The sequence below is a fragment of the Magnetococcales bacterium genome (assembly GCA_015231175.1).
GTDB lineage: Bacteria > Pseudomonadota > Magnetococcia > Magnetococcales > DC0425bin3 > HA3dbin3.
Genome location: JADGBZ010000045.1, coordinates 16475 through 27254 on the forward strand (window position 1 = coordinate 16475; position 10780 = coordinate 27254).

11 protein-coding genes are annotated in these 10780 nt (G+C 55.2%); 9 read left to right on the top strand and 2 right to left on the bottom strand.

The features are described 5' to 3' along the window. The first annotated feature begins 8 nt into the window (after window positions 1-8). The 4 genes from HQL63_10320 to HQL63_10335 all read left to right on the top strand — a co-directional run bounded on the left by HQL63_10320 (window position 9) and on the right by HQL63_10335 (window position 4331). Window positions 9-305 (top strand): CDGSH iron-sulfur domain-containing protein, encoded by a 297-nt coding sequence (locus HQL63_10320; protein ID MBF0177222.1) that lies wholly within the window; start codon window positions 9-11, stop codon window positions 303-305. A gap of 62 nt (window positions 306-367) precedes the next feature. Continuing rightward, window positions 368-1291 (top strand): branched-chain amino acid transaminase, encoded by a 924-nt coding sequence (locus HQL63_10325; protein MBF0177223.1) that lies wholly within the window; start codon window positions 368-370, stop codon window positions 1289-1291. Between the two features lie 35 nt (window positions 1292-1326). Further along, a complete protein-coding gene (ettA, locus tag HQL63_10330; protein MBF0177224.1) occupies window positions 1327-3006 on the top strand; it encodes an energy-dependent translational throttle protein EttA in 1680 nt (559 codons plus the stop codon). Between the two features lie 140 nt (window positions 3007-3146). Then, the gene (locus HQL63_10335; protein ID MBF0177225.1) at window positions 3147-4331 is read left to right on the top strand and encodes an SPOR domain-containing protein; all 1185 of its coding nucleotides are present in this window, start codon (window positions 3147-3149) and stop codon (window positions 4329-4331) included. 28 nt (window positions 4332-4359) lie between these two features. Here the strand turns inward: HQL63_10335 and HQL63_10340 are convergent, their stop codons facing one another. Together HQL63_10340 and HQL63_10345 are read right to left on the bottom strand one after the other, a co-directional pair. Further along, window positions 4360-4764: a response regulator gene (locus tag HQL63_10340; GenBank protein MBF0177226.1), complete on the bottom strand. Its 405-nt coding sequence runs from the start codon at window positions 4762-4764 to the stop codon at window positions 4360-4362. Between the two features lie 96 nt (window positions 4765-4860). Continuing rightward, window positions 4861-5157, bottom strand: coding sequence for a hypothetical protein (locus HQL63_10345; GenBank protein ID MBF0177227.1), 297 nt, complete (start codon window positions 5155-5157; stop codon window positions 4861-4863). Window positions 5158-5313: 156 nt separating this feature from the next. On the opposite strand from HQL63_10345, the gene HQL63_10350 reads away from it, so the two are divergent. The 5 genes from HQL63_10350 to HQL63_10370 form a co-directional block, all read left to right on the top strand. Beyond that, window positions 5314-7473: a hypothetical protein gene (locus HQL63_10350; GenBank protein MBF0177228.1), complete on the top strand. Its 2160-nt coding sequence runs from the start codon at window positions 5314-5316 to the stop codon at window positions 7471-7473. A 480-nt stretch (window positions 7474-7953) separates the two neighbouring features. Beyond that, a complete protein-coding gene (locus HQL63_10355; GenBank protein MBF0177229.1) occupies window positions 7954-8961 on the top strand; it encodes a N4-gp56 family major capsid protein in 1008 nt (335 codons plus the stop codon). Between the two features lie 95 nt (window positions 8962-9056). Continuing rightward, entirely contained in the window at window positions 9057-9566 is a 510-nt protein-coding gene (locus HQL63_10360; protein ID MBF0177230.1) for a hypothetical protein, read from the top strand. 78 nt (window positions 9567-9644) lie between these two features. Then, a complete protein-coding gene (locus tag HQL63_10365) occupies window positions 9645-10259 on the top strand; it encodes a GNAT family N-acetyltransferase (GenBank protein ID MBF0177231.1) in 615 nt (204 codons plus the stop codon). Between the two features lie 188 nt (window positions 10260-10447). Beyond that, on the top strand, window positions 10448-10780 hold a 333-nt coding region (locus HQL63_10370; protein MBF0177232.1), incomplete at its 3' end, for a hypothetical protein.

Below are 10780 nucleotides of genomic sequence, written 5' to 3' on the forward strand. Positions count from 1 at the left end.
TAATGTCCATGTCCGGGTCCGACGCAGCCGGTGTCAAACCGGCGCAGGTCATGTATGACCAAGGTGGGCCGTACAAGCTCCAGGTCAGCGAGGGGGAGAACCTGACCCTTTGCCAGTGTGGCCGATCGGAACGTCCTCCCCTGTGTACGGGGCGTCACAGATTGGAAAACGACAAAAGGCTCCCCCTCAAGTTTACGGCCCGGACGACGGGTGAGGTCGCCGTTTGCGGGTGTGGAAGGAGTCGCAACATGCCATGGTGTGATGCGAGTCATGGTCTAGGTTCCTGTGTGGGGTCGGGTGATTGACTGGGCTTGATGTCGATAACGGTTTCTGGATTTGAAGGGGAGTATGCGAAATGAGCCAATCCATGCAGGATCGGGACGGAAAAATCTGGATGGACGGCGCCATGGTCGAATGGCGCGACGCAAAAATCCACGTTTTGACCCACACCCTCCACTATGGCTTTGGCGTTTTTGAAGGCATCCGTTGCTACAAGACGGATACCGGCACCGGCTCTGCCGTTTTTCGGCTGACCGAGCATATCGAGCGTTTGTTCGGCTCTGCCCACATCCTCAACATAAAAATACCCTTCTCCCGGGCGGAAATCATGGAGGCCTGTCTGGATGTGTTGCGTCAAAACGGACTCAAGGCCGGTTATGTGCGCCCCCTGGTCTACCTGGGCGCCGACAGTCTGGGAATCAATCCCAAACCCTGCAAAGTCCGGGTGGCCGTGGCCTGTTGGGAGTGGGGCGCCTACCTGGGCGAAGATGGCATGGAGAACGGCATTCGCATCAAGACCTCATCCTACACGCGCCATCATCCCAACGTCACCATGACCCGGGCCAAGGCCGTTGGCAACTACTCCAACTCCATTCTGGCCAAAACCGAGGCCCTGACTGCGGGTTTCGATGAGGCCCTGTTGCTGGATACGGAAGGGTATGTCGCCGAAGGTTCCGGAGAGAATGTTTTCATGCTGCGCAAGGGGGTCTTGAAGACTCCGCCCCTCGACTCGGCTCTGGAGGGAATTACCCGGGATGCCATCATGGTGTTGGCCAGAGAGATGGGCTACACGGTTGTGGAACAACGTTTTCCCCGTGATGAGCTTCTCCTGGCCGATGAGGCGTTTTTCACCGGCACCGCTGCCGAGGTGACCCCGATCCGGGAGTTGGACAACCGACAGATCGGCGTCGGCAAGGCCGGGCCCGTGACCAAGGCCATACAGAAGCGTTTTTTCGATGTGGTGCATGGCCGCGACCCCTCCCACCAGGATTGGCTGACCCAGGTTCGTTGAGCTTTTACCAGGACTCCGGCGGAGATATTCCCACCATGGCAACGCATCAATACATCTTCACCATGCACAAGCTGACGAAGGTGGTGCCGCCGAAGCGCATCATCCTGGAAAACATCACCTTGGCCTTTTTGCCCGGGGCCAAGATTGGTGTTCTGGGCCTTAACGGTGCTGGCAAATCCTCCCTGCTGCGGATCATGGCTGGGTTGGACCATGAAATCAATGGGGATGCCAAACCAGCTCCGGGCATTCGGGTGGGCTTTCTCTCCCAGGAGCCCGAGTTGGATCCTGCGAAGGGTGTAAGAGGTAACGTCGAAGAGGGGGTCGCCGAGGTCAAAAAACTTCTTGATCGTTTCAACGAAGTTTCCATGAAGTTTGGCGAAGTGACCAACGACGATGAGATGAACGCCTTGGTGACGGAGCAATCCGAGTTGCAGGAGGCCATTGACCAGGTGGATGGTTGGGATCTGGATCGCAAGCTTGAGATTGCCGCCGATGCCTTGCGTCTGCCACCCTGGGATGCCGAGGTGAAGCATTTGTCGGGGGGTGAGAAACGCCGTATTGCCCTCTGCCGGTTGCTGCTGAATGCCCCCGATCTGCTGCTTCTCGATGAACCCACCAATCACCTGGATGCTGAGTCGGTCTCCTGGATGGAGCGTTTTCTGGAGCAATATCCCGGTACGGTTGTGGCAGTCACCCATGATCGCTATTTCTTGGACAATGTTGCCGGCTGGATCCTGGAATTGGATCGGGGTCGCGGCATTCCCTGGGAGGGTAACTACTCCTCCTGGCTGGAGCAGAAAGAGAAACGCCTTGCCCTGGAGAAACGCGAGGATGAGGCTCTTACCAAGCGCTTGCAGCATGAGTTGGAGTGGGTTCGTTCCTCGCCCAAGGCCCGCCAAGCCAAGAGCAAGGCTCGTATGTCCTCTTACGAGGAGCTCGCCGCCAAACATCGAGAAAAGCGCCGCGAAACGACATCACTCTTCATTCCCCCTGGCCCGCGCCTTGGCGATGTGGTCATCGAAGCCAAAGGGTTGAGCAAGGGCTTTGGGGATCGTATCCTGATCGATGATCTTTCCTTCATTTTGCCGCGCGGTGGCTTGTTGGGGGTCGTTGGTGGTAACGGTGTTGGCAAGACCACCTTCCTGCGTATGCTCACGGGTGAGGAAAAACCAGACTCTGGCAGCCTCGGCTTGGGCGAGACGGTCAAATTGACCTATGTCGATCAGAATCGGGCTGCCCTTGACCCGGAAAAGACCGTCTGGGACGTTATCTCCGACGGTCTGGATACGGTCTCCCTGGGGGATCGTGAGGTCAACTCACGCGCCTATGTCTCCTGGTTCAACTTCAAGGGTGCGGATCAGCAAAAAAAGGTCAAGTTTCTCTCCGGTGGCGAGCGCAACCGTGTCCACTTGGCCCGTTTGGTTAAAAGCGGCGGCAATCTTCTGCTCCTCGATGAGCCAACCAACGATCTTGACGTGGAGACCTTGCGGGCTCTTGAAGATGCCCTTCTGGAATTTCCTGGCAGTGCCGTCGTGGTATCCCATGATCGCTGGTTCCTGGACCGGATTGCTACCCACATCCTGGCGTTTGAGGGGGAGTCGAGAGTGATTTTCTTCCAGGGCAATTATCAGGACTATGACGCCGATCGCCGCAAACGTCTTGGACAGGCAGCGGATCAACCTCATCGGGTTCGTTACAAAAAATTGACCCGGTAACCGGGGTGGCTCAACCGACCGGACAAGGTTGACCTTCTCCGGCGGGATTGAGATCAATCTTTTCTGGCAGTGTGTGTGGTCGGTCGATCTGAATGACGGAGTTGGATCGGATCCAACTCCGTTCCGGAGGAGGAGGCGACGTGATTCACCTGACGAATCCGCATGAGGGGTTGTGCAAGAATAATGGTCGCGATGGCTTCATGTGGCGATTATGGACGCCCCTCGTCGGTCTGCTCTTGACGCTCCTCGCGGGCGTGGTGGGTGGTTGCCTTCCTCCGGCCAACCCCGAAATCCCTTTGACTCTGCCTAAAAACAAACCTTCAACCCGCCTTTTGCTCCACCCCTTTCAGGAGATCGGTACCCCGACCGACCTTGTGAAGGCCCGTGATCGGATCCAAAGCTTTTTGGTTGGAAGAAGCCAGGAACGTTTTGGTTTGAATTATCTGGAAACCAACAATGCCGAGGTTGATCCTCGCTCACAGAGTGGTATGGAGCGCTTGATGGCTTTAGGCATCACCCATTTGCTGACAGGCCGTATGAAGCCTCCGCCCAATGGCTTCTTTCTGGTTGAATTATACGAACCCCCCCACACTGAACCCACCTGGGTCCGTGACATTCCGGTTGACAGCAGCAAGTCCCTGGATGCCGTCGTTGATGTGGTCATGTCAGAGTTGGAGGAGCGGTTCAAAAAAGATCATGTCACCGTGTTGCTTGGCAGGGAGCCTGGTCAATCTGTCGTCGCTGCCCCGGTGCGTTTGTCTCCTCCGGAACGCAGCCAAAAGGATCGTCCATCCGACAAGAGTGCCCCTCATGGAGAGGTGGCGGGTGCGCCGCTCAAGGAGGCCGCCAAACTGCCGGCTGACCGTCAATTGGCAGAGAAAGGGGACAAGTTGGCGCTGGTCTCTGTCCAGGATGGTGGTGGTCGTTCCATGCTCCAGACGAAACCCGCATCGACAGGGCGTTCTGCATCACCCGAACGAACGGATCCACCCCAAACCCGTCACCACAGCCAGTATCGGTATGCCTTGCAGGCTGCGGCTGCACCATCCGTTCAGGATTTTGAAAAAACCGCAGCCCGCATCAGGCAGAGGGGCTTCCATACCTCTATTTACACGGCACGGAACAGAAATGGGCAGCAGTGGTATTTCCTTTGGGTTGGGCAGTTCGTTGATCAACAAAAGGCCAAGGATGCCATGATCAACTTTCGCAGGAAGGTGCGCGATATCCCGGTTTTTGTCGCGCCCATTGGCGAGGAAGTCAGCTACGAAAGGAAACCTCACCTGAAACGTGAGAATTCTCCCGGAAGTCGTGACAGACGTGGTTGAGTTGGCGGGGTGTTCTCGTCGCCTGTCGCTACTGACTGCTGATGAGATCGTATTCCAGCAGTTTGCTGAACAACTTGTCCCGGGAAATGGGTTTGGTCAGGTAGTCGGTGCACCCCCCCTTGCGAAAAGCCTCCACCACAGTTTGAGGTGAGTCAAGCGCGGAGACCATCAAGATGATGGACTCAGAACTTGGGGGAACTTCCGTCTCTTTTTCCAGTTCCCTCATCCTGCGTATGCACTCCAGTCCATCAATGCCCGGCATCATGATGTCCATGCAAATCAGATCGTAAGGTGTGTTCTCGCCCAGAGCATGCTCGAACAGCACCAGGGCGTCCTGACCGCTGGAGACCATGTCGCACTGGCCGACGCCGGTGAGAAGCTTCTTCAGAAGCAGGCGATTGTTCAACTCATCATCCACAATCAGGATTTTCATGTTGAGCCCCGCTTTGGTTTCGTGGAAAGGAAAACAATACCACTCCCCATGGTTACCACCTTTGTGGAAGTGATGGAAGTGAAACAAACATAAAAATCACGTAATCATGCGGCGCCCGGCAACGGCCCCATTTTGCCCCACGCTGAAGCGGGCTGACCATGAAAGAAAAAATGACATGGAAAGCCATTTTTTTAGAAAATTGTAAATTACTGCTTGCATGGGGGGCACAAAACAGGCTATACAACCATCCATCATAGGGTTTTTGTTTTCAATTTCGGGGGAGTTTCGTTTTCTCCCGATGAGTCGCCTGTGTCGAAGGCCGTGCAGGTTTCCTGCGGCGCTTTTGATCGTTTCTCCAGCCGTACCTCTCCGGGTACGGCTTTTTTGTTTCATACAGGTTTTTTCTGGCGGGTTTTCGCCCTTTGTCCGAGGGGCGGGTATCTCCTGCTTTTTGCGTATTCTGTATCCAACACCCACCAGAAAATGATTGCAAGACTGGTGTACAAAAACTTTTTGTTTGATGCGGGAGAAGGAAGGGGAGCGTGAAGAATGAAGGGCTATTCAAAAAGATCGTCCAGAAATGTCCATGAAATCCGATTCTACTCAGACCGATTGGCAGAACTTGCCGAGGAACAGGTGCGAAAAAAACAGCAAGTGGAAGAGAGGTGGCTTGAAGATTTGCGGCAGTACCATGGAAAGTATGATCCGACCACGTTGAGTCAATTGGGAGAGAACCAAAGTCGCATATTTGTCAATCTGACCCGAAGCAAGGCCAATACAGCCGAGGCCCGTTTGACCGACATGCTTTTTCCTACCGATGATCGTAATTGGGGCATCAAACCGACGCCGGTTCCAGACCTTTGGACCGGGCAAGGTGAGGGATCTCCCATGGTTCATCCTGAAACCGGCGCTGCGATCCGTCATCCAGAGACGGGGCAACCCGTGACCCAAAGTGAGTTTATGCAGCAGTTGCAGAGCGAGGCCCAACAACGAGCCGAGGCCATGCAACGAGAGATGGAGGATCAACTCGTCGAGTGCCAGTTTCTTCCCCACTCCCGTTCCGTTATCCACGATGCCGTCATTTTGGGAACCGGCATCATGAAAGGCCCCATGGTGAATTTGCGGATACGTCCACCCATGCAACTGACAGCCCTGGGAGTTAGCGCGTCGCAACAGGTACGCCAGGAGTTGCGTCCCTATTTCGAGCGTGTGGATCCGTGGGGATTTTTCCCTGATATGAGTGCCAGAAACATGGATGAGGTGGAATTTGTGTTTCAAAGGCACCTCATGACAGAAAAGGAGTTGCGATCTCTGGTCAAACGGCCCGGGTTCAATGCCGAGGCGGTGCGGGAAATTTTATTGGAAAAACCTGGATGCAGTCGGAACGGCAATGGATATCTTCAGGAAATTCGGTCCATCTCCGGGTTGTCCAATCTGGAGGAGTTCAAACGTTATGAAATCTGGGAATACCATGGGCCGCTGTCATCGGATTATCTGGAACAGGAGGGACAGGGATCGGGGTTGTTGCAAATGTGGCAGGGTTTACAGACTGAAGGGTTGGATGACACTGAAAATTCCGTGCAGGTGAATGGTACTGTCTGGTTTTGCCAGGGTCGTGTCCTCAAGGTTGGGATCAATCATCTGGACAGTGGTGAATTACCCTACGCCGTGTTTTGTTGGGAGCAGGATGAGGCCTGTTTGTTTGGTTTTGGCATTCCCTATTTAATGCGGGGCCCACAACGGGTGATGAATGCAGCCTATCGGATGATTCTGGACAACGCGGCTCTCTCCACGGGACCGCAGATTGTCATGGATCGTGGCGCTGTGGAGCCGGCTGATGGCGAGTGGCGCCTGACTCCCCGCAAGATATGGTTCAAGCAGGATCGAGGGCTCTCCGCCGGGGATGCATTTCAGGCTTTTCACATCGATTCCCGGCAACCCGAATTGGCAGCCATCTACAACCTGGCGCGCCAACTGGCCGACGAAGAGACCAATCAACCCACGGTGGCACAGGGTGATAGACTCCCGGCCGGTCATCAAACGGCTCTGGGTTTGTCGATCCTGCATACTTCGGCCAACGTTGTGCAGAGGCGCACCGTGCGCAATTATGACGACCACCTCACCCGACCGCTCATGCGCCGCTTGTACCAATGGAACATGCAGTTCAATGATAAACCCGGCATCAAAGGGGATTTTGAAGTGGATGCCAGGGGTTCATCGGTCTTGATTGCCCGGGAGATCCAGGCCCAACAATTGATGTCCCTGGCGCTCAACTTTGCCGCACATCCGGTATTTGGACCTTTGACCCGGGCGGCCCCTCTGTACCGCAAGTTGGCACAGGCCAACATGTTGTCTGCGGACGAGTTTATTCTCTCCGATGAAGAGATTCTCGCCAACCAACAACTTCAAGCCAGCCAACAGCCGGCAGCGGGAGCATCTCCCGATCAGCCGGATGAACGGGATATCAAACAAAAGGAGCTTGCCCTGAAATCGGATCAAATCGCGATGCGAAGGGAAGAGATGCAGCTCGATGCCCAGGATCGCCTGCGCCAGCACCAACTGGAAATGGCCAGACTGCAAGGAGAGCACGATCAAAAAATAGCTGAATTACAAACCGATATCAATCTCAAGGATATGGACGTGAACGCCCGGGAGAAGCTTCAGGCGCGTGAAATCGGGACAAAGTTCAAGTTTGGGTCCGGTTTGTAAAGAGTGATTGAATATGCCTGGTCATGTCAAAACGTCTGTGCGGCCATATCATCTGGATCTTGATGGATGAATCCACGCCATATCGAGCATGATGGCCGGTTGGACGTTGCCACGCCCTGAGTACGTGGAACCTGTCGGGGGTCAACGACGGAAAAGAAAAAACTTTAGGGAAACAATATGGCAAGGCTTGCGTGCCGTCCGGTCAGGATGGAGAAGTGTTGATGACCGGACCGCACGAAGTATGCGTTGCAAGCATACGTTGGTCTGGTTACCCCATGCAGCATGGAGGAGGCATGCGGTGGCCAAAAGTGCAGAACACGATGATCCCCTTGCGCCCGGGTATGGAAGGGGGCATGCCAGCCATGTCTTGGCCTCGGGGAGAGACCACCGGCATCTCAGGATGGTCTGGTTGTAAACAACGAACAGCGAGTCGTAAAACAAAGATAAACCGTATCGAGGAAGAAAATGACAACAAGTGGAATGACATCCTACGGGGATATCAGTCAACGGACGGCGGCCTGGGTTGCGGCCACCATGTTGGAACATGCGGACCCGATTCTGGTTCTGAGCAAATTTGGTTTGGTCAAGGAGGTGCCCAAGAACACGGCGGAAAGCGTCAAGTTTCGCCGCCCGGTGCCCTTTACCGCTGCGATCACCCCCCTGGTCGAAGGGGTGAGCCCGACAGCGCAAAAAATGCAGTATGAAGACATCGTGGCCACCCTCAAACAGTACGGCGCTCCCGTGGAAATCACGGACAAAGTTGCCGATCTCATTGAAGATGCCGTTTTGCAGGATGCGGCAACCCTGGCCGGTGAACAGGCTGGTGAAACCATCGAGACCCTCACCTGGGGATTGATCAGTGGTGGCACCAATGTTTTTTACGCCGGTACCGGCGACACCAGCCGGACGGATGTCAATGATCCGGTCACCCTGGGCCGTCAGCGGCTGATCACCCGTTTTCTCAAGGCGCAGAAGGCGCGGCAGATTGCGTTGCGGATCGGCCCGAGCGACGGTCAGGGAACGGAGCCGGTGGCAGCTTCCTATGTGGCTTTGGGGCATACCGATCTGGAGTCCGACATTCGCAGCATGACCGGTTTCGTGCCGGTGGAAAAGTATGGCTCCTACAAGCCGACCTGCCCGCAGGAGGTCGGCAAGGTGGAAGATGTTCGTTATGTTCTCACCCCCCACATGACCCCGTGGGAGGCCGCTGGCAGCGGAACGCTCAACGGCATGAAGTCGGTGGGTGGGAGCAAGGTGGATGTCTATCCCATCATTTATGTGGGGCGTGGGGCCTATGGGTTGGTGGCCTTGACCGGAGAACGGGATATCGAACCCATGGTTCTCAATCCTGGCAAACCTTCCAAATCCGACCCGTTGGGTCAGCGTGGGTACGTCTCGTGGAAGACCTACTTCACGGCTGTCCGTTTGAACGAGGCCTGGATGGTCCGGCTGGAGTGTGGCGTGACCAGCAACCCGACCGGTACCTGAGGCAGTTACCGCTAACAATGACCGGGGGGCTTTGCCCCCCATTTTCTTGCATCACTGCAAGGGGAGTACACTCCCCACACATGTTAGGAGTAGTCATGAGTGTTTCGATTGCAGAAAATACCCGGCATGCCGACTTGCGGGCGTTGTTTACGTCGTTTCTCACCGCTGCGCAGACTCGTTGTTTCAGCAAGGTCGGATTGGCGATTCACGGTACCAACAGGGAAAACGTTTTGACCGCCAGTGCTGCCAACTTTACCATCGACAGCCAATTTTACACCCTGGCCGCACAGGCGGAGATCGACATCAGTGCCATATCCGGCTACACCCCGACGGTTTTGGCAACAGGAAAAAGCCGCTGGTATCTGTTCTGCCTGAGCACGGCAAGTGCCTTGTCGGTTGTGGAGGGGAGTGTTGTCACCTCTTCGGCGGATGCAGTGATGCCCGATCCGGGAACGACCGTTTGCCCGTTCTGTGCCATTCTTGTGGCCAATGCCACTGGATCCAACTTTACCCTGGGCACCACGGCGCTCAACACCGCCAACATTACCGCGACTTATGTTGATCTTTCCCGGCCACTCAGTGGGGCGGGCGCCATCACCATCTGATCCGATATCCATGCCGACGTGATGGTCGGGCGGGCGAGGCAATAACCTCGCCCGTTTTTTTTCAAGGAGTTGTTGACTATGCGAGACCATGATGATAACTTATATCAACAAAAATCACCGATTCCCCCTGCGCATCAGGAGGTTTCCTCCACGACGTTTGGTGCAGTATCTGCGTGGGCCACTCCGCCAAAAACCACGGTGCGTCTCGGACGTATGGCCGATCTGATCGCTCTGGGTCACCTGCTTCATGAGGCGCACATGGCAAGCCGATATCGGGATTTGCCAATGGATGTCGGAGCCTTCAAGCGGGATTGCATGGTGGCCATGCGCAGTCCACGCCAACAACTTTGGGTAGCAGAACGCCAGGGCGAGGTGGTAGGCGCCTTGGTGGCCGTCACGAGCAGGGTATATGGTTGGAGCCCGGCCAAGGTGGCAACCGACATTTTTTTCTATGTGACACAAGAAGGACGCGGCAGTGGGACCACCTTGTTGCGCCGATTTCTTGACTGGGCGGCCTCCTTTCCTGACGTGGTGACGGTGGTGCTGCAAACCGGTGTTGGCATCTATGACGATCACAGGGTGGAGAGGCTCTATGAGGCCTTTGGCATGGAAGCCACGGGTCAGATCTACCAACTATGGTTACAAGACAACAAAAAATTGTTTGGTGGGTCCACGATGGACTCCCCGACGTGACTGATATCCTCCGACAAGATAAGTAAAAAATTGCGAACCGTGTCCATGCCAAAGGCATCGTTTTGCAAAAAAATCTACGCACCCCACCCTTTTCGTGCTCCATTTTCAGCAACCGCCGGATGTTGCTTGACTCCAAAAGTTTAACAATGGGCATTGTTTTAACACCCCGCATCAGATAGGATCACACCATGTCATCATTCAAGAATAGCCATGAAGTCGTCAACCCCAGAGTGGTGAACCAACTCAGGCACGGTATGCGACAAATCGTTAAAAATGACGGCGCGTTTGGCAGGAGCGTGGCTGCCTGGCGACTCCATGCCAAACTGCGCAACATTCTCGGCAAAAAACAACTGCCACCACCCGACTATGTGCTCGCTCGTCTTGCCAACGACGCCAGCTTTCTGCGCGAAAGGCTCGGTGATCTGGAGAAGGCAAGACGATTTGGTTATGACCGGCAGGCTGATCAAGTCATCCGGGAGTTTGACAATATTGGCCCGTTTGAACGCACCTATGGTGGGGTG

Excerpts from the sequence above, each read along its gene's own strand:
- HQL63_10320 (MBF0177222.1), top strand. The coding sequence starts at position 9 with ATGTCCGGGTCCGACGCAGCCGGTGTCAAACCGGCGCAGGTCATGTAT.
- HQL63_10325 (MBF0177223.1), top strand. The coding sequence starts at position 368 with ATGCAGGATCGGGACGGAAAAATCTGGATGGACGGCGCCATGGTCGAA.
- ettA (MBF0177224.1), top strand. The coding sequence starts at position 1,327 with ATGGCAACGCATCAATACATCTTCACCATGCACAAGCTGACGAAGGTG.
- HQL63_10340 (MBF0177226.1), bottom strand. The coding sequence starts at position 4,764 with ATGAAAATCCTGATTGTGGATGATGAGTTGAACAATCGCCTGCTTCTG.
- HQL63_10345 (MBF0177227.1), bottom strand. The coding sequence starts at position 5,157 with ATGAAACAAAAAAGCCGTACCCGGAGAGGTACGGCTGGAGAAACGATC.
- HQL63_10350 (MBF0177228.1), top strand. The coding sequence starts at position 5,314 with ATGAAGGGCTATTCAAAAAGATCGTCCAGAAATGTCCATGAAATCCGA.
- HQL63_10355 (MBF0177229.1), top strand. The coding sequence starts at position 7,954 with ATGACATCCTACGGGGATATCAGTCAACGGACGGCGGCCTGGGTTGCG.
- HQL63_10360 (MBF0177230.1), top strand. The coding sequence starts at position 9,057 with ATGAGTGTTTCGATTGCAGAAAATACCCGGCATGCCGACTTGCGGGCG.
- HQL63_10365 (MBF0177231.1), top strand. The coding sequence starts at position 9,645 with ATGCGAGACCATGATGATAACTTATATCAACAAAAATCACCGATTCCC.